A 25,098-nucleotide genomic window follows, 5' to 3' on the forward strand; every position below is an offset into this window, starting at 1 on the left:
ACAAGTTTTGTCTGAATCCCTTACCCTAAAACGTTTAACGCTTGAGCATCTGACGACCCCGATTTTCCTTTAAACTCCCCACCCCCAAGGAACCCGCTCAGGACACGGAATGCCAGCCTCTTCTTCCTCGCTTCGCCCAGCGTTGGTGCTTTGGCTATATGCCGCTGCGATCACGCACATCCTCGCCGGTCTTACCCTGACCTGGGCCGGTGACTCCGGCTTGCTCGATGGCTACCTGCAAGTCCTCGAACTGTCGTTCTGGGGTGCCGATGCGGTTCCCACCGCCGGCCACGAACAACAAGTCTGGTGGCTCGCGCTGTTCGGCGCGACGTTGCAAAGTTATTCGCTGTACATGCTCGCGCTGGTGCACTTGGGCAATCGCTTGAAAGCCCCGGCAGTCTGGGGCTGGTTGAGCGCCGGCATCCTGTTATGGGCGCCGCAGGACATGTGGCTTTCAGCGCAACAACAGGTCTGGTCGCACTTGTGGCTCGACGGTTTTGCGTTGCTGGTGTTGTTGCCGCCGTTGTTCTGGCTGTATCGGCATGATCGCCGGAAGCCTCCTGCAGTAAAGACACCGAGCCAATCCAACCCGTTTGCCGGCAGCGCTTTCAAACGCGTGCTGATCACCGGCGGCACCGGGTTCATCGGCGAAGCCTTGGTCAATCGATTACTCGACGCGGGCCATTCGGTCAGCGTACTGACGCGCGATCCGTTGAGCGCGGCCAATCTATTCAACGGCCGCGTCCGCTGCGTGCATTCACTCATCGAACTCAGTCATGACGAAGCCTTCGACGTAGTGATCAATTTCGCCGGCGCCCCTGTCGCCGGCCCACGCTGGACTCCCAAACGTCAGGCGCAATTGCTCGCCAGCCGAGTCGGCACCACCGAAGCGCTGATGACCTGGCTGAAGAACACCAAGCACAAACCCGCGCTATGGATTCAAGCCTCGGCCATCGGTTTCTACGGCGTGCGCGATGCCAGCGAAAGCCTCGACGAACACGCCAGCAAGGGCGACGGTTTCATGGCCGAACTCTGCGCGCGTTGGGAAGCCGCCGCGCAACCGGCCACCGAGTTTGGCGTGCGTCAGGTAGTGCTGCGTCTCGGCGTGGTGTTCGGCCCCGGCGGTGCGTTGACGCCGTTGCTGCTGCCATTCCGCCTGGGTTTCGGCGGGCGCATGGGTGACGGTCGGCAGATCATGAGCTGGGTGCACCGCGACGATGTGCTTCAGGTGATCGCGCGGGCTTTCAACGACGACAGTCTGCGCGGCACCTACAACATGGTCGCGCCGGAAACGGTCAGTCAGGCCGCGTTCGCCGAGCAGGTCGGCAAGGTCCTCAAGCGTCCTGTGTGGTTCCACATTCCCGCCGCGCCAGTGCGTGCAATGGCGGGGGAGATGGCGCAGCTGTTTTTCGACGGTCAGCGCGTGGTGCCACAGCGTTTGACCGAGGCTGGCTACACATTCCGCTATCCAATCCTCGACGCGGCCCTGCGCGATCTGACCTGAGGATCGTCCATGAGCAAGCCGTTGATGTACCTGCTGGCCGGCAACGGCAGCGCTGCCGATTGGTGGGATGACGCGCTGCCGCACTTTCAGCGCTACGACGTGGTGCCGCTGGAGTTGCCGGGCTTCGGCGCGAATCCGCAGCCGCCTTGCGAGGATCTCGCGGACTACGCGCAGACCTTGTTGGCGATGACGCAGAAGGGCAGCGCGATCATGGCGGTCGGGGTCAATGCCTTGCTTGTATTGCATGCGTTGCAGCGTCGGCCCGGACATTTTTCCCGCAGCGTTTTGTTGGCGCCGGTCGGTGCGTTTTTGTGGCAGCGTCGATTGCCGGCGCTGATGTCATCGCTTCCGATCCGCAAGACCATCCACTGGCTGCTGTCGAACAAACCCACGCTGTTCGCGCGCAAGTTTTCCAACCAGACCTGGACGCCCGCGCAGTACCAGCGCATGGGCGCCGGCTATGCGCGCTGTCGTGCGTTTGTGCCGCACTGGGATCTGGTTCGCGCCGATACTGCGTTGCCGCTGCTGGAGTGGATCAGCGATCCGGTCGAGTTGGTTTGGGGCGATCAGGACGCTGTACTCGGCATCGAGCAAGCTGCGGCGTGGTCGGCGATTCTTGCGCGCGCTGATCTGACCATCAGCCTCAAATCTGGTTGGGGTCATTACCCGTGGATCGACTCGCCTGCGCAGTTCGCGCAGTGGCTGGAGTCGGGCGAGCGCGGGTTTGTCGCTCACACCAAGGGCGGGCGTTTGCGCCTGGCTGAACTGGCGCGGCAAGCGGTGCCGGCAGCGCTGACCCTCAACGATTGCAGCGATCCGCGTCTGCCAGCATTTCTCGCTGCTCAACCTGATGTGACCTGGGCGGTGCGCTCCTCCAGTTATGGCGAGGATCAGGCCGATTCGGCGAATGCCGGTTTGAGCACAACCTATCTGCGCGAGCCGTCCGCCAATGTGCCGAAACGCATCGCCGAGCTAACGGCCGAAGGCGTCGAGGAAGTGGTGGTGCAACGCTTCATCACGCCGCTAGTTTCCGGGATCGCGTTCGTGCGCCATCTCTCGGTAGAACTGGAGTGGGTTGAAGGCCATCTCGAATCGCTGGCTGACGGTCATGTCAGCCCCTCTCGGGCAACGCTTTCGCGACTCGGCGATGCGTGGCGCAGCGGCACGTTCACGCCGTCCCACGGTTTGACCGAAGACCTGCTCTGGCGCTTTTTGCAAGACGTACTGCGCGTATTCCACTATGTGCCCGGCGACGTCGAATGGGCCTGGGATGGCTCGCAACTCTGGCTGCTGCAATACCGGCCGATCAGCGACTACGGCTGGCGCCGGCACCTGACCGCCGCCAACATCGCCGAGATCCTGCCACCGCAACCGAGCGTTTTTGTGGAGTACGCCCAGCGCCGGGCAGCGGCAAGTATTCCGGCGATCATGGCGCGTTGGGATGCGCGGGTGTTGCAGGACAACGAGCCGTTCACCGCCGTGTTCGGCGGCGCGTCCTACATCAACAACGACCTGTTCCTCGCCCGACTCGCCGACTGGGGCATTAGCGCCGCTAACTACGCCGGTGAAGTCGGCGGTGCGACGCCGCATCTGCCGTGGCAACCGCTGAAGATACTGCGTTCGTTGCCGCTGTTTTTGCGTATGCAACGCAAGGCTCGCGGCCATTTGCTGAACCTTGAAAATGGCTTGCAGCGCTTCGATCAGGAACTGGCTGAACTCGTCGCCCAAGCTGCCGATGGTCAACAACTCGCAGACTGGTTCACCCGGTTTTACGTGTTCGTGGTGCAAGGCAATCTGTGCATCGCCACGGCGCTGGCCAGCAGCGGCGGTGACGCGTTGGGCCGCCCGCCGACTGCTTACGACAACCTTGAAAACAGTCCGCATCGATTGCCGTGGGAAACCGATCCGGCCACCCCTCGGCCCGCGTCGAGCGATCTGCCGCTACAGCCATTCCCGCAATGGTCTGGACTGATCCGCCTCGCGCATTCGACGGGCCTGCCGGGCCTTCGCGGTTACTACCTGCAAGTGCGCGAGTGGTACCGCGACAACCTCATGCGCATCTTCTTCCGCCTGCACCACGCCATGCCGCTGGCGGATCGCGAACATTGGTTTGCACCGCACCCCGATATGCGCACCCGCGATGGCAGCTTTTGGCAGGACGGTCGTGAAGGTGCGGAGCTGGCGACCGGGTTCATGATTTATCCGGGGCAGGTGCAGGGCATCCTCGGCGCCGACATCTTGCTCGAAGACACCCTCGATCCCGGGCGGCATGCACACTACCAAACTGCGCGGGCGGTGATTGCGCGGATGGGTGGGCGCTTGTCGCATGGCTCGACGTTGTTGCGGGAGTTGCGCAAGCCGTCGGCGGTGATGCCGCAGGTGGATCCGGCGTGGGTGGGGTGTGAGGTGGTGTATCGGGATGGGGAGTTGGAATTGATCAATTCGAAGGATGCGAAGTGAAACTACGATACCTCCGCGAATTGATCTTTGGTCTGGTCGCGCTTTTACAGGTGGGTTATGTGACTGCCGCAAGTGCTGTGTTGGTCGGTAACGAGCCCGGCCAGTCGCCGGTTGCGCAAGGCCCGACCGAGACAGTTGTAGACATGGGGTCGTGTCGGTTCTCCATGCCGCTGCTGCAGAACCAATGGCTGAAGTTCGACGATTTCTATTCGGTATTTATCGCAGCCAAACAACTGCCAAAACCGTCCAGCGCTCCTGGCTTGTGGCAAGCGCAGACGTCGAGTGGTGCCGACTGGCACTTCGAGAAACACGGCGACCTGAGCCAGCCGTGGTTTGGTTTGATGTGTGAAAACTCGGAGTACTTTTCGCTTCTCACCGACTGGAAACCCCCGGAAGACGATGCGTTTGCGGTGCAAATCCTGCGTGACGACAACGACCGCAGGTGTCCGGCGACCCTTACCGATCAGGGCTGGGTGCCCAATTCGCTGGCCGGTCGTGCGAACACCTATACCTTTGAGCAATGGGGCGGGGAGAACTCTTCGGGATTCATTTTCGGTTTCCACGACAAGTCACGACGGCACATAACCCGCGTCGCTTTTTGCCTGCTGAGGGGCAAAGACGTGCTGATTGGCTCGGCGGAATCGGGTTCATCCGCCCCGCTGGCGATCAGCAACGAAGGGTTCGAGCAAATCAAGAACGCGGTGCGCGTCATTGCCTTCGAATGAACATCCCCAAAATGCATTACGTCGACGGAGCTACAGCGTGAAAGGATTTTCGGTTCTTCTCGGCAGCTTGATATTGGCTGCCGCGTCCATGGCATTCGCTGCCGATCCAGCCTTCAAGGATTACACCGTCACGCCAGTTTTCACCGGCCCTAACCATAAGCTGGTGCCGCAAGAGAACAGCAGCCCAATGATGGATCAGGCACGGGTGCAAGCCCTGAAAGGCAAGGTCAACTTCGCCGGCCATTACATCCTTCACAGGCTCGGCTGTGGCGGCAGCGCCATTTGCGGCGAAGTGCTGGACGCCCAGACCGGTGAGGTTGTTGGCGGTCTGCCGAATGCTTACGACGGCAGCACCTTCGGCATGGTCTACCAGCCCGATAGTCGCATGGTCATCGTGTCCGGCATCACGCTCGACGGCGAAGAAGATGCGCAGGGGAATGCTTTGGAAAGTGGTAATCGGGATCGTTACTACGAGTTCGTGAACAATGAGTTTCGGCTGCTGAGCATGACCGATGTGGAATCGTCGCCGATGGATGAGGAGTGAGTGGATGAACCGTCTTCTCGCGGGCAGTCTTAAGCGGTTGATGTTTGTCATGGGCCTGTTAGCTTCAGCCAATGCCTTGTCTGAAAATATTCAGATCGTGGGGGTTGGCGGGCACTTAGTGACGCTGAAGGACAAGACATGGGGCAGGCCTGCTGCGGAGTCGGCGGTTGCCTCGATTACCGCCAATGGAAAAACGTTTCCCCTCTATGTACCCGCGGTGGGTACTGAAACGCATGAGGCTTGGTTAAGTCCCGACAAGAAAACATTGCTCCTCCTTCAGACTCTGTATGGCGTTGTCATTGGCCAAGAGGGTGAAGAAATCCCGACAGAGGAAACTGGTTGCGGGGTCATTTCGATGGAGACCGGTTGCGTGCTCAGTCAGCACGTAGCCAGGTTTTGCTACGGCAAGTGGGAGGGCAATCGGTGGACTTCCGGAGAAGAGGATGCGTCTGACCTCGTCATGCAGACGCCGTCTCCAAAGGACTTATTGAAGAAGGTCTCAAATATTGAGATGCCGCAATCTCGCGTGGAAGAACTCGAATTCAATCTTCGCACTATAAGTCCAGAGTCCTATATGGCTTGTCACCCACCGGCGCGCAATGTTCAAGCTTTCAACGACTTGGCCTTCTATTTGGCCGAGGGCGGTAGAGATGAGTTGGCGCTGAAGTTTTATCGCGGCGTTGAGGCCGTTGGTAAGCGCACGGTACTGATGTTGAACATTGCCGACTCGCTCTGGCGCCTTGATCGCAAAGATGAAGCGCAGCGCTATTACAGCCAGTACCGCGACGCGATGAGAGCCGACGGCAAGGCGCAGAAAATACCTCAACGTGTCGTTGAGCGATCCGTCATTCAGGGAATGAAAAATTGAACATGTTTGCGCGTTTTATCGCGTTGTCCTTTGGATGCCTGTTTGCCTCTTTTGCGATGGCCGAGGACGACTGCAAAGAAATCACCGTTAGCGCCCAGGTTGATCGGTGTGTGGAGGCAGCTCGCAAAGAAGCCGACACGCAACTCAATGCCAGCTACAAGAAGCTGCTGGGACGGTTTGAGGCTCAACAACGGCGCGACCCTGAGCAGGGTAAGGCGCTGGTCGCCTTGGCCAGAGAATCCCAGCGCGCCTGGATCAAGCTACGCGACACCACGTGCCCGCTTGAAGCCACGGAAATCGAGCCTGGGGTGGCAGCGCATGTCACGACGATCAGCAACTGCATGGCCAGAATAAGTCTGGAGCGTGCGGCCTACCTGGACACAATCGTCGCTGATGAGCCGGGTAATGTGGTCGATCTCAACAAGGTGTACCTGTCCGGCTCTCAGCGCTTCGGCGATGTCGTGGCACGTTATGTCAGCACCTTTGGCAGCCCATGCCTGACGGTCCAGATACTGGCGCCCAACGGCGGTTGGAGAGTGCTGTCCTCCAAGCGGTTTTGCAGTTTCGAGGGCAAGGCATTTTGGACGGACTATGCCGATGCCGGGTTTGAGGATCATGTGTTTGCCGAGGATGGGTTGCACGTGACGCTCAGTTTGACGGAGCTTCGTGGGCTCGGAGAGAAGCGCCTTGCTTGTGTGATTCCGATCAAGAACGAGCAAATCAAAGAGCTGAAATGCGGCGCGCCTGAACCCGGTGCCTAATCGGGGCTCAATTGGGACGTATTTGGACATCATTTGATTGAATCAAGGATTGAAGAAAGTGAAACGCGTATTGCAGAGCGTTCTCTGCGCTCTAACTTGTTGTCTCGCTGTACCGGGTTCTCCCGCGCTTGCTGCGCCCCAAGTCCTCAAGGAAATTCCGGCTAGCTTGTTGGGTGATGCATCACGGCAAAACGTATTTGTTCTGGCAGGAGATGCGGACGAGGCCTCCAACCGGTTGTTGATTGCGCCGGTGCAGGCACGTAATGAGGACATATTGCTCGATACGTCGAAGGCGCTGCCTCTGATCAAGAGTCAGTACTCGTCTGCGCTTCAAGGTGTCTTCAGCGTCCATGTACTCAAAGGTCGCCCTGGCGTCATGACCGTCATTGATCCACAGGCTGAGGAAGCTGTGGTCAAGCAGCCGTTCGTTGAGGCTGGGGATTACATCGCGCTGGTAACCAGCGAGGAAGATAACGCGGTTTACAACTTCAACCTGTTGTTCGCCTTCAATAGAGGCTCAAAGCAGTTTGAGCTGAAAGCTCTGCTGGAAGTGGCGAACAACGACTCCTGTGACCGGTCGCTTGTTAGCGTAGTGGAGTTGCCGGTGCAGACACTGGGGCCTATCACTCTCGCTTCTTTCGATGGGCGTGAAGTGCTGCAGAAGCTGCAGGTTGCTCGTACTGGCAGTATTGAGGGCGTTAGAAAGAAATTGATGACCGTCAATTCGGCTGATTTGCTGGATATGGCGCTGGCGGCCTACCGAAAGGGTGATGACTCTTCCTTCAAGGATACGATGAGCTACGCGTTGATGGACGGTGGCTCGCATGACACTTGTCCCCCGGATAGCTATATCGTCGCAAAGTACTACTACCCGCAGCGTCCAGGCTGGTCCAACGACCTCGGTTTTCTGCTCGGCGAGGCGGGTTACTACGCTGAGTCGATTGAGTTGCTCAATGCAGTGATTGCCAACCACCCAAACAGGACGGTTGCTTACCTGAATCTCGCTGACAGTTATTGGGCCGTGAACGATAAAGAGCGGGCGGTGGCGGCGTACAAGCAATACGCATCGCGAATGTCTGAAGCGGGGAAGGTTTCGAAGATCCCGGCGAGGGTGGGTGAGCGCTGTGCTGGACTCTCCAAGAAATGATTCGGGCCCTATTCCCGTATAGTTCGCAGAAAAGCACTTTCAATTGCCCATAAGTCGCTAAGGAATGATCGGTTTGAAATCGTCGTTTGCGTTTATTTCTGCGCTTCTTCTAATACCGCTGACTGCCCTAGGTGAGGTTACCACCGAGGTTTCCTGCTTCCGTTCGTTGGAAGGCAAGAACATCAATTTCGAGTTTCGATCCTATTACGACACCGTCTCACGGTGGAGCGGAGCAGGGGTCAAGTACACGAAGTCCCGAAAGGTCATTCCACTTGTCTATCGGAGTGTCGAAGAGGAAGTCATGGCAGAGGGGCGGCCTTCTCAGTTCACGACAACTTGGGTAGAAGTGTCCGAAGACTCGCTGACAGGCGAATACGAAATGGTCAGCCAGGGTGCTCGAATTTACCGGATGACTTACACGAACTACAAATCCGGAAATAAGTATTCATTTGAACAAGACATCACCATGGATGCATCTCCAGAGACAGGCTGTCGGTGGTAAGACAGGGATCATCGAGAAAGGGGGCTCAACGCCCCCTCTTTTTCATCCGTGAATCTCGCTAAGGCTTCGCCGCCACGCTTCGCACTTCAATCTGGTCGAGCGTCCCTTCCACCATCAATCTGACCCCGTCCGCCATCCTACTCAATGCCAATGCAACCGAGCGGCGTGAGCCATCTATGTCGTCCGCAAGATCCGCAGCGATGATACTGATAGACAGCAGGTCTTCCGAAGCGTTGGCCAGGAGGGCTTCGGCGTCGATGTCCGGGTTCAGGCTGAACAAGCCTTCACGGCGCGGGGCCTGAGGGAGGTCGGATTTGCCGAAGTGGTGATCGAGGGCGCGTTCGGCGGCTTCATGTAGTTTTCTTGAATCGAAGGATTCGTAGGGGGAGGTGTCCTCGGTGTTTGTCGTTGAATTGGTCATCGGTGTAAATCCCTTGGAGTAAGAAGAAATTGCTCCCGAATTCGGACTTGCACATCCGGTCACCGAATGCCCGATGACGCAGAAAGCCTATCGGTGATCTTCAAGCTCGCCTAGTTCACGGACAGCCCCGCACTTTGCAGGAAATTTCCCATGGATTCGCGGGCCGGAAGAGCAAAAGATCGCAGGCTTCGCTAGCTCCTACACGGATGTGTTTCTTCAGGTGTAGGAAAGGTGAGTGGTGAGACGCGGAGCGTCTCGGGATGCATTCTCACGCAGAGCGGGGGAACGATCAGTGGGCGAGCGCTGAATCGTGACTTGGCGGTCATCGTGCGGGAAATGGTCTGCATCCTCTTCCAATAGAGTCAGATACTGGCGTTATCGTCCGAATCCCTTACACTGCCCCGGCCGTTCATTTTCCTTTTGAGGCTGTGCGCATGAAATTTCGTTTTCTCCTGTGGATGATGGGTTTGTTGATGGGTAAGGCCAGCCGGACAAATCCTGCGTTCCAGCAGCAGTTGGGTGACAAGGATCTGGTGTTTCAGCTGCAGACGCTGGACGGGAAAGTGGCGCGGCATTTCGTGGTCAAGGATCAGCGCATCACCAGCAAGTCTGGCGTGGTGGCAGAGCCGGCGTTTGCGATTGCGTTTAAAGATGCCGGTTATGGCTTTGCGACGATGCAGGCGAAGAACAAGCAGTTGGCGTTTATGCAGGGGATTCAGGACAAGTCGATCCAGCTCAAGGGCAATCCGGCGCTGGTGATGTGGTTTCAGGGGTTGATGAAGTATTTGAAGCCGAGGAAGGCGAAGGCCAAGGCTTGAGATTTTTTCGGGTTGGCTTCAAGCGAAGCACGATGAAGGATCGTGCGTTCTTTGGCTCGCAAAGTCGTTATTCAGGCCTGTAAAGACGGTCGTACTGTCATTTCTGTCAGGTGCTTTGCTCATCTTCGCGATGCTCTACTCAAGCTCCGGTCCCGAAAGGACGCAACGCACTTGATGGAGCAAGAACATGACTCAGGCTCAGGACTTGACCACCCCAGGTACCCCCGATCCCTCTTTCGCCCTGAATGGTTTATTGAAGTTGCCGATACCGGGCATTGCGAGCCATGAGGCTGCAGCTGTTTTGGCCCTTCCCGACGGGAAGTTATTGGTCGTACTTCCTCTGGAAGGAAGTGACGCGCTGCTGGCCATCGCCCGATTGAACGAAGACGGGACGCTCGACAAGTCCTTCGGAAGCCATGACACGGGTTTCGTCGAGATATCTATAAACGGCGCTAGCATCAGCACCGTGTTTGGACTCGATGCGTTGCCGGACGGCGGCTGGCTGGTGCGCGTTCAATACTTCACGCAGAAGGCCGTCGACGCTGGCCAAGCAATGATCCGCTTGAAAGGCAACGGTGAGCTGGACGATTCGTTCGGCGATAAAGGCGTGAGTTTATTTTCTTTCTACACGATCCCGGGCTCCACGCTTGCGTCGTCGGCAGGGGCGAAGTCAAGCCAAAAGTCCCCCGCTACAAATGCCTTTACCGGCTCTCCAGTTCAGCAGGCCGATGGCAAAATCGTCCTGCTCCATTTCCTGCTGATCGATGAGCCATGGCCATCGCCCGTCGTGATGCGTCTTTTGGCGAACGGCTCGCTCGATCAATCATTTAACGGCGCGGGCTACGTCTCGGTGGATGTCGGTGCCACCTCGAGCACCGCCGGCGCTATCGCTGTTCAAGCCGATGGCAAGGTGCTGGTTTGCGGATCCTTTCAGAATGGTGAGACAGGCTCCGGAGTTTTTCTGGCACGTTTGGACGCAGCGGGGAAGTTGGATAAGGAATTCAACAACGGACAAGCGAAGCTGCTTTTCAACGAGGATGGCGAGCGCTCTCTGAAAGCCATTTCGGTGCGCGGAAGTGATGGCCGGATCGTTGCGGTCGGTGATGCCTGGCAAGAAAACGTCCACGGCGGGTTAGTGGTTGTGCTGAACGCCAGTGGAGCATCCAATCTTGTATTCAATAATGGCCAGCCTCTGTTTTCCCCGTTACTGCCAGACGGATTGACGTGGTGGCATACATCACAGCTCGACGGTTCGATCATTGTCGTTGGTGCCGGGGATTCAGCGGTAATGACCGCGCGCTTTCTTGCTGACGGCAAACTGGACACGGCCTTCAACGGTATTGGCTATACGCTCTTCGATGACGTCGCGGGGCCAGTGTTTCCTCGGGATCTGGCAATCATGGAGGACGGCCGAATAGTGGTGTCCATGACCCACACCAGCCTGTCTGATCCTTCACGGGTGGATGGCTGGATCACTCGCTATCTCAGCGCAAACCTGACGGGTGGCACGCTTGATTTTGATCCGTCTTTTGGTGACAGCGGCATCGTCAGATTCCCCCTTGGAGGACTGTCTGAGTTTGACGTAAGAGCGCTGCTGGCGCTGCCCGACAACAAGTTGCTGGTGGCTGTCCGTCGACGCAAGGATGGCCTGGAAACGCTGATCGCCCGGCTTCTGGAGAACGGCCAACTGGACCTTGAGTTTGGTGAAGAAAGGACCGGATTCGTCGAGATCTCACTCAAGGACGGTCTATATATGCACTCGATGCTCGAGCTGACGCCGTTCCCGGATGGTGGTTGGCTCGTTCGCGCCGAGTACCAGAGCAATGGGCCTGTTGTTTCTGCTGGGCTGGTTGTTGTGAAACAAGACCAAGACGGGCGGCTGGATCAGGACTTTGCTGACCAGGGTGTGCGTTACCTTCCTTATGCGCAGATGGGGAGCGCGGGTCATGGCGGCGACGCTGTTTTGCAGCAGGGCAAGAAAATCCTGCTGGTCAGCTCCGTCGAAGACGGCACTGGCCGTTTGAGTGGCATCGTCATGCGGCTCAATCCGGATGGCTTCAACGACATCACATTCAATGGTGCGGGATTCGCGTTTGTCGAACTCGCTGGCATTGCACACCAGCACAGTTCTGCGCAGGTGGTCGCGCATCAACCTGACGGCGGTGTAGTGGTTGGTGGCAGCTACAGCGGACCCTCTTCGGGCGCTTACGTCATTCGATTCGACGCTAACGGCCAGATCGACAGGGAATTTGGCGAGAACGGTAACGGCGTCGTGATCATCTCTGGAGAGGACGATATCCACCTGTCCGCCATTTCAATTGTGGATGGCAAAATTGTTCTTGCAGGGTCTGCCGTAAGGGACGGTGCCATGCGTGGAGTGATTGCGGTCCTCACGTCCAAAGGCTCCTACAATCTCGTATTCAATGACGGTAAACCATTGTTCTCCGACTTCGTCCCGCAAGGCTTGAGGTGGTTGCACTGTGTGGCGCGACTTGACGGTTCAATCGTCGTCAGCGGCGATACCGGGATCGGAGTAACTGACGATGATCCGAGTGCGATCACGGCGAAGTTTTTGGCAGACGGAACACCAGACCTGTCATTCAATGGCACAGGGTTCAGTATTTTCGACGAGGACGGCGTCCTGGAAGCTCTTCATGACATGGCGCTTTTGACGGACGGCCGAATTGTAGTGGGAGGGTATTTCATTGGAAGCTTCCCGAATCCGCAGGGCTGGGTGATTCGGTACCGAGGTTGATTACGCCAATCAACAGTTGGCCGCAACACACCCGCTCCTGGGGATCGCATCGATCTTGTGGGAGCGGGCTTGCCCGCGAGCTTTTCAGCCCTGGCTGAACTGCGAAGCCAGTTCACGCAACAGCACTTCAGCCTCAAGCACTTTGCTGACGACATCGTTGGCTTTGTCACGGCTCAGGCCGACGCGTTCAAGCAGGGCATCCGGAATGTCTTCATCCGGCCCGGAGCCGATCCCGCGGCTGCGCAGCAGGCGTACGGCCAGGCAGACGAGGTTCGGGTATTCGGCGTAGGCGCCGTCGTAGCTTGGGTCGTGCTGGAAGCGCAGGGCGGTGGCCAGTTCATCGGGCATGTCCCAGTAGCGCATCAGCCACGAGCCGATCTGTTCGCGGCTGATACCCAGCAGGTGTTGCTCGATATAGCTGTGGCACAGATGCGGATTGACCTCCAGGTGGCGGCAGATCAGTGAGAAGTGCGGCGGAAAGACGTGGGCCAGCAACAGGTAACCGAAGTTGTGCAGCAGACCGGCGAGGTAGGTCAGGCCGGCTTCCGGGCGCTGGGCGCGGGGCATGGCGCGGGTCAGGCCTTCGATGACGGCGGCGGTGTAGATCGACTGCTGCCAGTACGGCGTGGTGTGTTGCGGGTGGTCTTTCGGCAGGCTCAGGGTCTTGCCGAGGGCCAGGCCCAGCGCGAGGTTGATTACCAGATCAAAACCCAGCACGCGAACGATTGCGTCTTCCACCGAGCGAATCTTGCCCGGCGAGGCGTAGTACGGCGACGCCGCCCAGCTCACCACTTGCGCGGCCAGCGCCGGGTCGGTTTCGACTACGCCGGTGATGTCGTCGATGGTGGCGTTGGGGTCGACGCGCAGCTTGATGATTTTTTGCGCGGTTTCGGCCAGCGGTGGAATCTCGATGGTCGCTTCCAGACGTTGCTGAATGCGCCGCGCGGTGAACGCCTGCACAGCCTGGGTGATTTCCTCGCGGTCATCGTCCGGGCGGTCGAGGTTCGGGCGGATGCTGCTCAGGGCTTCGCCGAAGTTGGCGGCGCTGGCTTTGGTCAGCATCGATTTGAAGTCTTCGCTGCTGATTTCCAGCAGCAGGCCCGGCTCGCCGGAGTTGATCAGCAGCTTCGGCTCGCGCAGCAGGCTTTCTTCGTAGAGGCACGGCGAACTGGTCAGCGCCGGCAGGCCCGGCAGCAGGCTCAGATTGTGTTTGCCGAGCATCTTTTCCAGGCGCTCGGTGGACACGGCTGTAAGGCGGCGACCAGTGAGTTCGGCGAGGCGGTTGAGATCCAGCAACTGGCTCTGTGGAAACAGCACCATCAACGCGCCCACGGCGTCGTCCAGCAACACGGCCTGCACCTTGCGCGAGGCATTGAGGCCGTGGTGGTCGAGCACTTCTTCGTAGGCAACGCCCAGCTTGTTGAGCAGCAGCCGAATAACAGACGGAGCTTGCGGAGATTCGGGGACGAGAGCAGCTTCGGTCATGGTCTGTATCCGTTTTTGAAACAATGGCAGGAGTATAACCAGCTCTGTAGGAACGATCCTGCACAAACTGCGACGGTGCTCACACTTGGCCGTATTGCTGCCCATGGCGCAGCCAACGGTCAAGCAGTGGGCTGACGTGGGTCGGCCAGCGCTCCAGCAAAGCCTGGGCGGCGTCGCGCACGGCGGGCAGCAGGTCGGCGTCGCGCATCAGGTCGGCGACCTTGAATTGCAGCAGGCCGGTCTGACGGGTGCCGAGCATTTCCCCAGGGCCGCGCAGTTCGAGGTCTTTTTCGGCGATGACGAAACCGTCGTTGGTCTCGCGCATGATGCCCAAACGCTGACGGCCGATCTGCGACAGCGGCGGGTGGTAGAGCAGCACACAATGGCTGGCCGCGCTGCCCCGACCAACCCGACCGCGCAACTGGTGCAGTTGCGCGAGGCCGAGCCGCTCGGGGTTTTCGATGATCATCAGGCTGGCGTTGGGCACGTCGACGCCAACTTCGATCACGGTGGTGGCGACCAGCAGTTGCAGGTTGCCGGCCTTGAACTCGGCCATCACCGCAGCTTTTTCAACCGGCTTCATGCGCCCGTGAATCAGCCCGACTTTCAATTCGCCGAGGGCGGCGGTGAGGTCCTCGAACGTGGTTTCGGCGGCCTGGCAAGTCAGCTCTTCGGATTCTTCAATCAGCGTGCACACCCAATAGGCCTGTCGCCCTTCGGCGCAGGCGCTGCGTACTCGCTCGATGACTTCGACGCGGCGGGTGTCGGTGACCAGCACGGTGTTGACCGGCGTTCGCCCGGGCGGCAACTCGTCGAGGATCGAGGTGTCGAGGTCGGCGTAGGCACTCATTGCCAGCGTTCGCGGGATCGGCGTAGCGGTCATGATCAGTTGGTGCGGGCACATGCGCCCGCCAACGCCTTTCTGCCGCAATGCCAGACGCTGTTGCACGCCGAAGCGGTGCTGTTCGTCGATGATCACCAATGCGAGGTTCTTGAAATGAACTTCGTCCTGAAACAGCGCGTGGGTGCCTACCACCATTGGTGTTCCGCTGGCGATCTGCTCCAGAGCGGCGACGCGGTTCTTGCCCTTGAGCTTGCCGGCCAGCCACGCGACTTCAATGCCCAGCGGCTCGAGCCAGCGCTTGAAGGTGATGAAGTGCTGTTCGGCGAGAATCTCGGTCGGCGCCATCAGCGCGACCTGATAACCGGCCTCCAGCGCTTGCAACGCGGCGAGGGCGGCAACCACGGTTTTGCCCGCGCCAACGTCACCCTGAATCAGCCGCAGCATCGGTTCGTGCTGGCTGAGGTCATAGGCGATTTCGTTGCCGACTCGCTGTTGCGCGCCGGTGGGGTTGAAGCCGAGGTTCTTCAGGTATTTCGGCGGCAGCCTGGTGGCTTTCGGCATCGCTGGCGCGCGCAGGGAACGCATGCTTTCACGCAGACGCTGCTGCGACAGTTGATGGGTGAGCAGTTCTTCGAAAGCCAGGCGATGCTGCGCCCAGTGATGGCCGAGGGCGAGCTCATCGACATCGGCGTCGGCGGGCGGATTGTGCAAGTAGCGGATCGCATCGGCCAGCGGCGCCAGTTGATAGTCGCGGGCCAGTTCGGTCGGCAGCCAGTCCGGCAGGGTGCTCGGCTTGAGCAGTGTCAGGGTCTGCATGCACAGCTGGCGCAGGCGCTGCTGGGTCAGGCCTTCGGTGAGCGGATAGACCGGGGTCAGGGTTTCGTCCACTGGCGGCGGTTCATCGCCGGTGATCGCGCGGTATTCCGGATGATAGATTTCCAGGCCTGAGGCGCCGGGCCGGGCTTCACCGTAGCAGCGAACCCGCGTGCCACGCTTGAGGCCTTCTTTCTGCGCATTGCTGAAATGGTAGAAGCGCAGACTCAGCCCGCCGGTGCCGTCCTGCAAGCGCACGACCAGGCTGCGCCGGCGACCCATGACCACGTCGGCACCGCTGACGGTGCCTTCGACCACGGCGTCCTGTCCCGGCCGCAATGCACCGATCGGCACCACGCGGGTGCGATCCTGATAACGCAGCGGCAGGTGGAACAGCACGTCCTGCAGATTCTCCAGGCCGACCTTTGCCAGTTTCTCGGCCATGGCCTCGCCGACACCCTTGAGTGCCGTCACCGACACTTGCGACAGCTCCGTCATGACGCTCGCTTAACCGGCCGTAACCGGCGCGGCAGGCTTGGCCACCGAACACAGGCGAATGGAGTCGGCGAGGATCTCGATGGCTTTCGGCCGTGGGAAGCTCGCGCGCCAGGCGATCGCCACGGTGCGGAACGGCACCGGCGCGGTCAGTGGACGCACTTCGATCACGCCGGGGGCGTAGTGATGGCTGTCCACTGCCGACAGCGGCAGGATCGAGATGCCCAGGCCGGACGCGACCATATGGCGAATGGTTTCCAGCGAGCTGGATTCCACCGTAGTGTGCTTGGCGCCGTCGTTGCCTTTGGTCAGGGTCGGGCAGGCCTCGAGCACCTGATCGCGGAAACAGTGGCCTTCACCGAGCAGCAGCAGGCTCTTGTCGTTGAGCAGGCCGGCGTCGATGGACTCTTTCTTGGTCCACGGGTGCTGGGCCGGCATCAGGACGTAGAACGGCTCGTCGTAAAGCGGCAGGGTCAGCACGTCGGCTTCATTGAACGGCAGGGCGATGATGATCGCGTCGAGCTCGCCGTTGCGCAGTTTGTCGCGCAGCACGTGGGTGAAGTTTTCTTCGATGTACAACGGCATCTGCGGGGCAACCCGGTGCAGTTGTGGAATCAGATGCGGGAACAGGTACGGGCCGACGGTGTAGATGGCGCCGACTTTCAGCGGCGCGGTCAGCTGATTCTTGCCGGCCTGGGCCAGTTCGCGAATGCCTTGGGCCTGTTCCAGGACCTTCTGCGCCTGGGCGACGATGCCTTCGCCGACCGGGGTCAGGCGCACGGCGCTTTTGCTGCGCTCGAAAATCAGCACACCGAGTTCGTCTTCAAGTTTCTTCACGCCCACCGACAGCGTCGGCTGACTGACGTGGCAACGCTCGGCGGCATGGCCGAAGTGCTGCTCTTGGGCGAGGGTAACGATGTAGCGTAATTCTGTGAGGGTCATAGCAAGCGTCCATGAAGATGCGCGCCAAGCATACCGGCTGCAATCGATAGACGCACGTTATCAGACTGCGGGCTGAGTGCGACACCGGTCGAGGACGGTTTGCCGCTGGCAGATATGCAAAAGGCACCTTTCGGTGCCTCTTCCTGTTCACGCTGAGCCCTGTGGGAGCGAGCCTGCTCGCGAAAGCGGTGGGTCAGGCAAAAAATGTGCTGACTGACACGACCTCTTCGCGAGCAGGCTCGCTCCCACAGGTTGCGGTGTATCTATCGGCGGCGTTCGAGCGAATAAACAAACGGCGCAACAATTTCGATCGAGCCGTTGTTGAGCATGTCGGCCGGCGGTTTTGGCAGCGGTTGGGCGCGGCGGATCATGTCCAGGGTGGCCCGGTCCAGATCAGCGTTGCCAGAGCGGCCCACCAGTTCGAACGACAGCACATTACCTTCGCCATCAACCACGAAGCGCAGACGATTCAAGCCTTCCTTGCCACGCGATTGCGCACTCTGCGGGTACTTCTTGTACTTCTGCAGATGCGCGAGCAGGGTGCCTTGCCAACTGGCCTTGGCCGCCAACTGAGCCGGCGACGGACCTGGTGCAGGCTGGGCGGATTTCTCCGTCGGCGCCTGGGTCGGCTGAGTGTCGGCCGGTTTTTCCTCGGAAGGTTTTTCCTTCGGCGGCTCGGGCAGCTTTTTCTCGACCGGCTTCGGCGGTTTTGGCTTGGGCTTCGGCTTGGGTTTGGGTACCGCGATTTCCGCTTTCGGTGCTTCAGCCAGTTTCGGAATCGGCAATTCTTCCACCGGAGCCGGTGGCTGCGGCGGTGTGACGACTTTCGGCGGAGCCGGCGGTGGCGGGGCAGGCAACGGGGCCAGCTCGACCATCATTGCCTGCGGCGGCAATTCGATGGGCGGGCGGGCAGTCCAGTTCAGCGCCAGCGCGATGGCCAGCGCATGCACGCCCAGCACCACGGCCAGGCTACCGCTGTAACGCGTCAGCTTATGGCGCGTCGTGATCATTTCTTGGCTGCCGTCTCAAGACCGACCAGACCAACCTTCAGGTAACCGGCGGCGCGCAGGCTGTCCATCACGCTCATCAGGTCGCCGTAATCCACGCCTTTGTCGGCCTGGAAGAAGATGGTGGTGTCTTTCTTGCCCTGGGTCTTGGCGTCGAGGGTAGCGCCGAGGGTTTCGGCTTTCACTTCATCGTCACCGAGGAACAGGCGCTGGTCAGCTTTCACACTGAGGAACACCGGTTTCTCCGGCCGCGGCGCCGGTTTGGCGGTCGAGGCGGGCAGGTCGACTTTGATGTCTACAGTGGCCAACGGCGCGGCCACCATGAAGATGATCAACAGCACCAGCATCACGTCGATGAACGGCGTGACGTTGATTTCGTGGTTCTCGGCCAGATCGTCGTCTGCGCCTTCTTTCAAATGCAGGCCCATGGCCGATTACCCCACTTTAACCATGTGCGGCTGCGAGCTGCGCTCAGGCTGGTGGTCGAGATCGCGGCTGACCAGCAGCAGGACTTCTGCCGAGGCATCGGAGACCTGCGCCTTGTAACCGGCGATGGAGCGGGCGAAGACGTTGTAGATCACTACCGCAGGAATCGCCGCAACCAGACCCAGTGCAGTGGCCAGCAGGGCTTCAGCGATACCCGGTGCGACAACGGCGAGGTTGGTGGTCTGGGTTTTGGCGATGCCGATGAACGAGTTCATGATGCCCCACACGGTACCGAAGAGACCTACGAACGGTGCGGTCGAACCGATGGTGGCGAGGACGCCGGTGCCGCTGCTCATGTTGCGACCGCAGGCCGCTACGAGGCGCTCAAGGCGGAAGCTGACGCGTTCCTTGATACCCTCTTTCTCGCGGCTGTTGACCGACAGGCGCATCTCTTCGAGCGCGTCGTGCACCAGCAGGTTGGCGAGGGTGCCTTCTTTACCAGCGGTGGCGCTGGCTTCCTTGAGTGTGGTGGCTTTTTTCAGTGCGGCGATTTCGCCACGCAGACGACGCTTGGCGCCCATCAGCTCGAAGCCTTTGGCGATCCAGATAGTCCAGGTGATGATCGATGCGATGGCCAGACCGATCATCACGATTTTCACGATGATGTCGGCGTTCTGGTACATGCCCCACGGCGACAGGTCGTGGGCCATGCCCAAGGTGTTGTCGGCTTCGAGGACTTCAGGTGCGTCGGCCGCGTCGACAGCCTGCACCGGATCGGTGGCGGCCGGTGCAGCCGGAGCGGCAGCGGGTGCGCTCTGCTCGGTGGCGGCTGGGGTGGCGGGCGCTTGAGCGTCGGCGAAGGCGGCGGTCGGTGCCAGCATCAGGCTGAGCAACAGAGCCGCGACGGCGCTCCAGGCGCGAGGTCGAGTGGTTGGCGAAGCGGGAGTTTGATTACGTGTCATGCTGGCCGGACCTGAGATAGAAAAACGTTGTTGCTCTTCCAGGCCTCGTGAGGCCGAGAACAAAAGTGGCGTGCATTATTGCAAGTAATTCTTGTTAACAAAAGTAATAGAGTAACTTTTTTTCCTTCATCGCTAGCCGTTCGTCCTGTGCCAGAGCTAGTCTGTGCCTTTCCGATGGGAGTTTTCTGATGTCCGCGCCTTCTGTTTTGATTGCCGGTTGTGGTGATGTCGGCAGTCGTCTGGCCACGCAATTGCTGGCGGCTGGCTGGCAAGTCCATGGCCTGCGCCGGGATGTTTCCAAACTGCCGGAGGGTGTCATCGGCGTCGCCGGCGATCTGTTCAACGAAGAATGCCCGGCGACCTGGCCGGTGGGTGCCGTGGATTATCTGGTGTATTGCGCTGCGGCCACCGACCACGATGAAGAGGGCTACCGCAAGGCCTACGTGCAAGGCTTGCAGAACGTGCTGAGCTGGCTGGACGACTATGGGCAAGTGCCTGAGCGGCTGATCTTCGTGTCGAGCAGCAGCGTGTACGGCCAGCAGGATGGAGCATGGGTGGATGAGACCTCCGAGACTGTCGCGGCCGGATATTCAGGTCGCTTGATGCTCGAAGCCGAGCAGGTCGCGCTCAATAGCGGCATCCCGGCAAGTGTGCTGCGCCTGACCGGCATTTACGGCCCGGGTCGCGAGTGGCTGTTGACTCAGGTGCGTCGCGGCTACCGCGTGGCGATTGATCCGCCGCTGTATGGCAATCGGATTCATGCCGATGATGCAGCGGGGCTGCTGGCGTTCTTGCTGGAAAAAGACCGCGAGGGCGTCAAGCTGGACCAGCTCTATATCGGTGTGGATGACGCGCCGGCGCCGTTGGCCGAAGTGGTGGGCTGGTTGCGCGAATATCTGGGTGTGACTGAATGGGCCGAAGACGCCAGCGTGCGGCGCACTGGCAGCAAGCGTTGCAGCAATGCGCGGGCGAAAGCGTTGGGGTGGGTGCCGAAGTATTCGAGTTATCGCGAAGGCTATGCAGCGATTCTTGAAGGTAAGTGCTGAATTTTCAGCAACACAAAAACCACTGTGGGAGCGAGCCTGCTCGCGAATGCGGTATGTCAGTCATTATCAGTTTGACTGACCCACCGCGTTCGCGAGCAGGCTCGCCCCCACATTTGATCTTCTGAGATTTCGGAGGCAGGTTACTGCTTTTCCAGCAACCACTTGCGCTCACCCGCGGCGAACTGCGGTTGCTCATCCGCTAGCGCAGCGTTGACTGCTTGCAAAATCTCAAGCTCCTTGCCCTTGCGCACAAAGATCCAGTTGTTGCCCTGGCCATTGAGTTGCAGCCACATGCTGTCGTTGCCATTGCTCATCGATGCGCAATCGCCCGCCAGGCACAAGGCATAACGATCAACGCCCGGCAGGCCGGTCACCTGGCCGTCTGCCTGGAACTGCACAGTGCCGCCTTCACCCTGGCCGCTGGCGATGGTCCAGTTGCCGCCCAAATACGCTGAATACAGAGCGCGTTCGAAGCTTGCACCGATTGGCGCGCCTTCCGGCACCGGGATCTGTGCGCGATCGAAAACTTGTTCGGGTTCGTTGTCACTGGCAGCTTGCTGCAAAAGTCCACCGTCGCGTTTCAGTTCGCTGGCGGAGCTGCCATAGAAGTCGACTTTCCAGGCGCCGGACTCTTCGCCCAGCAGCCGTCCTTCGACGTTCTCAAAACCGTTGGTGTAGCGGGCCTGACCGGCCTTGGTGTTGACGTCCCATTCCAGATTCGGGCCGTAAGCCTGCAGCGCTTCACGCAGGGGACCGCCCTTGGCGGCGGCATCGATTGCCACCTGATTGATCCAGGTGCCGCTGATGTCACGGTCGGCAGGGTCGCTGGCGCAGCCGCCGAGAAACAGGGCGAGCAGCGAGAGAGCTAGCGCTTTGCGCATGGTGGAATCCTTCAAAACCTTTTCTTGCGGCAGTCGGCGTGGCGTGGAGGCCGCGCCGTGCGCATCACTCGATGACCAGAATGGCATCCATTTCAACCTGCGCACCCTTCGGCAGGGCGGCCACGCCAATGGCGGCGCGGGCAGGGTATGGCTGGTCGAAGTACTTGCCCATGATCTCGTTGACCTTGGCGAAGTGGCTCAGGTCGGTGAGGAAGATGTTCAGTTTGACGATGTCCTTGAACGAACCGCCGGCGGCTTCGGCCACGGCTTTGAGGTTCTCGAAGACCTGGACGGTCTGGGCTTCGAAGCCTTCAACCAGTTCCATGGTTTTCGGGTCCAGAGGAATCTGGCCCGACATGTAAACGGTGTTGCCTGCCTTGATCGCCTGGGAGTAAGTGCCGATGGCGGCCGGGGCCTTGTCGCTGGTGATGACGGTTTTGGTCATGTAGGACTCCTTGTAATAGGCAGGTTATGCACGCATGCGGGTGATGCGGATCACCCCGGTCAAAGCGCGCAGTTTCTTGATCACGCGGGCCAGGTGCACACGGTCGTGAACGCTGACCACCAACTGCACGACGCTGATGCGACCATCGCGTTCGTCCATGCTGATTTTCTCGATATTGCCGTCGGCCGCGTTGACGCTGCTGGCCAGCAGGGCGATCAGACCGCGCTGGTGTTCCAGCTCGACGCGCAGCTCGACGTTGAATTCGCCGGTGACATCCTTGGCCCACGAGAGCTGGATGCATTTTTCCGGGTTGTGCCTGATTTCACTGATGTTGCGGCAGTTATCCAGGTGCACGACCATGCCTTTGCCCGCCGACAGGTGCCCGACAATCGGGTCGCCGGGGATCGGCGTGCAGCACTTGGCGTAGCTGAGCACCAGGCCTTCGGTGCCGCGAATCGCCAGCGGACCTTCCGGGCTCGGCAGTTGCTCACCTTCGCCGAGCAGGCGACGGGCAACGACATAGGCCATGCGATTGCCCAGGCCGATGTCTTCGAGCAGGTCTTCGATCAGTTCGAGGCGGTACTCGGTAAGCATTGCCTTGACGCGCTCTGCCGGGATCTTCTCCAGGGAGCTGTCGAAACCGTTGAGCACCTTGTTCAGCAGGCGTTCGCCGAGGCTGATGGACTCGGAGCGGCGTTGTAGCTTCAGCGCATGACGAATGTGCGTGCGCGCCTTGCCGGTAACGACGAAGTTGAGCCACGCCGGATTTGGCCGTGCGCCGGGGGCGCTGACGATTTCGACCGTGGAGCCGCTTTGCAGCGGTTCGGACAGCGGCGCGAGACGACGATTGATGCGGCAGGCGATGCAGCTGTTGCCGACATCGGTGTGCACTGCGTAAGCAAAGTCGACTGCCGTGGAGCCTTTTGGCAGCTCCATGATCCGGCCTTTGGGCGTGAACACGTAGACCTCGTCCGGGAACAGGTCGATCTTCACGCTTTCGATGAATTCCAGCGAGTTGCCGGCACGTTGCTGCATCTCCAGCACGCCTTTGACCCACTGGCGGGCGCGGGCGTGAGTGCCTTTCGGTTGCTCGTCACCGCTGGATTTGTACAGCCAATGGGCGGCGATGCCGTTGTTGGCCATTTCTTCCATTTCGCGGGTGCGGATCTGGATCTCGATCGGTACACCGTGCATGCCGAACAACGTGGTGTGCAGCGACTGATAGCCGTTGGCCTTGGGGATCGCGATGTAATCCTTGAAGCGCCCTGGCAACGGTTTGTACAAATTATGCACAGCACCCAATACGCGGTAGCAGGTATCGACCTTGTCGACGATGATCCGGAACGCGTAGACGTCCATGATCTCGTTGAAGGCCCGACGCTTGCCGCGCATTTTCTTGTAGATGCCGTAGAGGTGTTTCTGCCGACCGCTGACTTCGCCCTGGATGCCGTCGATGGCGAGGCAGTGACCAAGGGATTCTTCGATCTTGTTGACGATTTCCTTGCGGTTGCCCCGGGCGCGCTTGACCGCCTGGTAGATCCGCGCGGAACGCATCGGGTGCATGGCCTTGAAGCCGAGGTCTTCGAATTCGATGCGGATCGCGTGCATGCCCAGCCGGTTGGCAATGGGCGCGTAGATCTCGAGAGTTTCCTTGGCGATGCGCCGGCGTTTTTCGCCGGACAGCACTTCCAGCGTGCGCATGTTGTGCAGGCGGTCGGCGAGCTTGACCAGGATCACCCGGATGTCGCGCGCCATGGCCATGGCCATTTTCTGGAAATTTTCCGCCTGGGCTTCGGCCTTGGTCTCGAAATTCATCTGGGTCAGTTTGCTGACCCCGTCGACCAGTTCGGCCACGGTTTCACCGAACTGCGCTTGCAGCGCTTCCTTGGCGATACCGGTGTCTTCGATCACGTCATGCAGCATCGCGGCCATCAGGCTCTGATGGTCCATGTGCATGTCGGCAAGAATATTGGCCACGGCAAGAGGATGCGTGACGTACGCCTCACCACTGCGACGGCGTTGACCGTCATGGGCTTGTTCGGCGTAGAAATACGCTCGGCGGACCAGGTTGACCTGGTCGTTGCCGAGGTAGGTCGATAAGCGATCGGCGAGGGCGTCTATGCTCGGCATGATGATTCCTGCCGAAAGCTGTGACCCCGCGCCGTGCTACGTCGACCAGGCATAGGCTTAGACGGCCTCGTTCGACTCGTCCTCGAACGCTGCGAACAGCGGTTCATCCTGGACGATTTCCTGCTCGGCGATGAACTCGTAGCTCATCAGGCCTTCAGCAATTTCACGCAGCGCGACAACGGTCGGCTTGTCGTTTTCCCACTGCACCAATGGCTCTTTGCCGCCGGTGGCCAGTTGACGGGCACGCTTGGTAGAGAGCATGACCAGCTCAAAGCGGTTTTCCACGTGTTCTAGGCAGTCTTCAACGGTTACGCGGGCCATGGTATTCCTCGGAGCGAATGCAATATGCGCGCTGCCCGGTTGGGCGAGCGGACTGAGCAGTTTAAAAAATCACCAGCGATTAGGGAAGCGCTGATTTTTTGACCAGACCCTTCAACGCGCTGCAAGCACCAATGTAAAGCGCTTGCAGGCATTTTGGGAAGTGTTGTTTCAGCCGAGCAATTCAGCCAGCAATTTGCCGAAACGCACTTGCTGGCGTTTCTGTTGCAGCTGATTGGCGCGGAAAATCGCTTTCAGATCGTCCAGCGCATGGGCGAAATCGTCGTTGATGATCAGGTAATCGTAATCGACGTAATGGCTCATCTCGCTGACCGCTTCGCGCATGCGGCCGTCGATGATCTCGTCGCTGTCCTGGCCACGGTTGGTCAGGCGCTGGTGCAGGGCTTGCAGCGATGGCGGCAGAATGAAGATCGAGCGCGCCTGCGGCATCAGCTTGCGCACTTGCTCGGCGCCTTGCCAGTCGATTTCCAGAATCAGGTCGTGACCTTCGTCCAGGGTCTGTTGCAAACGGCTTTGCGAGGTGCCGTAGAAGTTGCCGAAGACTTCGGCGCGCTCAAGGAAGTCGCCGTGCTCGCCCATCTTCACGAACTCTTCGCGGGTCACGAAGTGGTAGTTCACGCCATCCACTTCGCCCGGACGCATGGCGCGGGTGGTGTGCGAGACCGAAACGCGGATCTCCGGATCGGCGTCGGTCAAGGCCTTGACCAGACTGCTCTTGCCCGCGCCCGAGGGCGCGGAAATGATGTACAGGGTGCCGGTGTGTTGGGTCATGTCAGGG

23 protein-coding genes are annotated in these 25,098 nt (G+C 59.7%); 11 read left to right on the plus strand and 12 right to left on the minus strand.

Annotated elements, in window-relative coordinates; translation table 11 throughout:
- Positions 1-109: 109 nt before the first annotated feature.
- The 8 genes from D8U61_RS00740 (at position 110) to D8U61_RS00775 (ending at position 8,511) form a co-directional block, all read left to right on the plus strand.
- Positions 110-1,504 (plus strand): TIGR01777 family oxidoreductase, encoded by a 1,395-nt coding sequence (locus D8U61_RS00740; protein ID WP_130926260.1) that lies wholly within the window; start codon positions 110-112, stop codon positions 1,502-1,504.
- A gap of 9 nt (positions 1,505-1,513) precedes the next feature.
- Positions 1,514-3,964, plus strand: coding sequence for an alpha/beta hydrolase (locus D8U61_RS00745; protein WP_130926261.1), 2,451 nt, complete (start codon positions 1,514-1,516; stop codon positions 3,962-3,964).
- Between the two features lie 20 nt (positions 3,965-3,984).
- Positions 3,985-4,689, plus strand: coding sequence for a hypothetical protein (locus D8U61_RS00750; RefSeq protein WP_241663584.1), 705 nt, complete (start codon positions 3,985-3,987; stop codon positions 4,687-4,689).
- An 88-nt stretch (positions 4,690-4,777) separates the two neighbouring features.
- Complete coding sequence (locus D8U61_RS00755) at positions 4,778-5,233, plus strand: hypothetical protein (protein WP_130889120.1); 456 nt, start codon at positions 4,778-4,780, stop codon at positions 5,231-5,233.
- 4 nt (positions 5,234-5,237) lie between these two features.
- Positions 5,238-6,101: a tetratricopeptide repeat protein gene (locus D8U61_RS00760; RefSeq protein ID WP_130926262.1), complete on the plus strand. Its 864-nt coding sequence runs from the start codon at positions 5,238-5,240 to the stop codon at positions 6,099-6,101.
- 2 nt (positions 6,102-6,103) lie between these two features.
- On the plus strand, positions 6,104-6,862 hold the full coding sequence (locus D8U61_RS00765; protein WP_130926263.1) for a lysozyme inhibitor LprI family protein: 759 nt from the start codon (positions 6,104-6,106) through the stop codon (positions 6,860-6,862).
- Between the two features lie 58 nt (positions 6,863-6,920).
- Positions 6,921-8,009 carry a tetratricopeptide repeat protein gene (locus D8U61_RS00770; RefSeq protein WP_130926264.1) on the plus strand — a complete coding sequence of 363 codons (1,089 nt, stop codon included), beginning with the start codon at positions 6,921-6,923 and terminating at the stop codon, positions 8,007-8,009.
- Positions 8,010-8,073: 64 nt separating this feature from the next.
- Positions 8,074-8,511 carry a hypothetical protein gene (locus D8U61_RS00775; RefSeq protein ID WP_130926265.1) on the plus strand — a complete coding sequence of 146 codons (438 nt, stop codon included), beginning with the start codon at positions 8,074-8,076 and terminating at the stop codon, positions 8,509-8,511.
- A 58-nt stretch (positions 8,512-8,569) separates the two neighbouring features.
- On the opposite strand, the gene D8U61_RS00780 is transcribed toward D8U61_RS00775, so the two are convergent.
- Positions 8,570-8,932, minus strand: a complete 363-nt coding sequence (locus D8U61_RS00780) for a DUF6124 family protein (RefSeq protein WP_130926266.1) — start codon at positions 8,930-8,932, stop codon at positions 8,570-8,572.
- 434 nt (positions 8,933-9,366) lie between these two features.
- Between D8U61_RS00780 and D8U61_RS00785 the strand changes: the two genes are divergently transcribed.
- Entirely contained in the window at positions 9,367-9,750 is a 384-nt protein-coding gene (locus D8U61_RS00785; protein WP_007920327.1) for a hypothetical protein, read from the plus strand.
- A gap of 187 nt (positions 9,751-9,937) precedes the next feature.
- A complete protein-coding gene (locus tag D8U61_RS00790; protein ID WP_130926267.1) occupies positions 9,938-12,505 on the plus strand; it encodes a hypothetical protein in 2,568 nt (855 codons plus the stop codon).
- Between the two features lie 84 nt (positions 12,506-12,589).
- Here the strand turns inward: D8U61_RS00790 and D8U61_RS00795 are convergent, their stop codons facing one another.
- From D8U61_RS00795 to exbB, 6 genes are all read right to left on the minus strand, one after another.
- Positions 12,590-13,990 (minus strand): aminoacyl-tRNA deacylase and HDOD domain-containing protein, encoded by a 1,401-nt coding sequence (locus D8U61_RS00795; protein WP_073470910.1) that lies wholly within the window; start codon positions 13,988-13,990, stop codon positions 12,590-12,592.
- A gap of 79 nt (positions 13,991-14,069) precedes the next feature.
- Complete coding sequence (recG, locus tag D8U61_RS00800) at positions 14,070-16,145, minus strand: ATP-dependent DNA helicase RecG (protein ID WP_130926268.1); 2,076 nt, start codon at positions 16,143-16,145, stop codon at positions 14,070-14,072.
- A gap of 9 nt (positions 16,146-16,154) precedes the next feature.
- Positions 16,155-17,084 carry a hydrogen peroxide-inducible genes activator gene (locus tag D8U61_RS00805; RefSeq protein WP_024014805.1) on the minus strand — a complete coding sequence of 310 codons (930 nt, stop codon included), beginning with the start codon at positions 17,082-17,084 and terminating at the stop codon, positions 16,155-16,157.
- A 263-nt stretch (positions 17,085-17,347) separates the two neighbouring features.
- Positions 17,348-18,094, minus strand: a complete 747-nt coding sequence (locus D8U61_RS00815) for an energy transducer TonB (protein ID WP_042608108.1) — start codon at positions 18,092-18,094, stop codon at positions 17,348-17,350.
- A complete protein-coding gene (gene exbD, locus D8U61_RS00820) occupies positions 18,091-18,519 on the minus strand; it encodes a TonB system transport protein ExbD (RefSeq protein WP_016772535.1) in 429 nt (142 codons plus the stop codon). Before exbD ends, D8U61_RS00815 begins: the two co-directional genes overlap by 4 nt.
- Before the next feature lie 6 nt (positions 18,520-18,525).
- Positions 18,526-19,479 (minus strand): tonB-system energizer ExbB, encoded by a 954-nt coding sequence (gene exbB, locus D8U61_RS00825; RefSeq protein ID WP_024014803.1) that lies wholly within the window; start codon positions 19,477-19,479, stop codon positions 18,526-18,528.
- Between the two features lie 188 nt (positions 19,480-19,667).
- Here exbB and D8U61_RS00830 point away from each other — a divergent pair, with 188 nt between their 5' ends.
- Positions 19,668-20,525 (plus strand): SDR family oxidoreductase, encoded by an 858-nt coding sequence (locus D8U61_RS00830; protein WP_024014802.1) that lies wholly within the window; start codon positions 19,668-19,670, stop codon positions 20,523-20,525.
- Positions 20,526-20,665: 140 nt separating this feature from the next.
- Here D8U61_RS00830 and D8U61_RS00835 read toward each other — a convergent pair whose 3' ends face one another.
- From D8U61_RS00835 to gmk, 5 genes are all read right to left on the minus strand, one after another.
- The gene (locus D8U61_RS00835; protein ID WP_130926269.1) at positions 20,666-21,406 is read right to left on the minus strand and encodes a hypothetical protein; all 741 of its coding nucleotides are present in this window, start codon (positions 21,404-21,406) and stop codon (positions 20,666-20,668) included.
- A gap of 64 nt (positions 21,407-21,470) precedes the next feature.
- Complete coding sequence (locus D8U61_RS00840; protein ID WP_014340863.1) at positions 21,471-21,851, minus strand: RidA family protein; 381 nt, start codon at positions 21,849-21,851, stop codon at positions 21,471-21,473.
- A gap of 24 nt (positions 21,852-21,875) precedes the next feature.
- The gene (spoT, locus tag D8U61_RS00845; RefSeq protein WP_007920338.1) at positions 21,876-23,981 is read right to left on the minus strand and encodes a bifunctional GTP diphosphokinase/guanosine-3',5'-bis pyrophosphate 3'-pyrophosphohydrolase; all 2,106 of its coding nucleotides are present in this window, start codon (positions 23,979-23,981) and stop codon (positions 21,876-21,878) included.
- 57 nt (positions 23,982-24,038) lie between these two features.
- Positions 24,039-24,302, minus strand: coding sequence for a DNA-directed RNA polymerase subunit omega (rpoZ, locus tag D8U61_RS00850; RefSeq protein WP_008030604.1), 264 nt, complete (start codon positions 24,300-24,302; stop codon positions 24,039-24,041).
- 168 nt (positions 24,303-24,470) lie between these two features.
- Positions 24,471-25,091 carry a guanylate kinase gene (gene gmk, locus D8U61_RS00855; protein ID WP_039757364.1) on the minus strand — a complete coding sequence of 207 codons (621 nt, stop codon included), beginning with the start codon at positions 25,089-25,091 and terminating at the stop codon, positions 24,471-24,473.
- Positions 25,092-25,098: the final 7 nt, after the last annotated feature.

The sequence above is a fragment of the Pseudomonas sp. Sample_14 genome (assembly GCF_004307515.1).
Taxonomy (GTDB): domain Bacteria; phylum Pseudomonadota; class Gammaproteobacteria; order Pseudomonadales; family Pseudomonadaceae; genus Aquipseudomonas; species Aquipseudomonas atacamensis.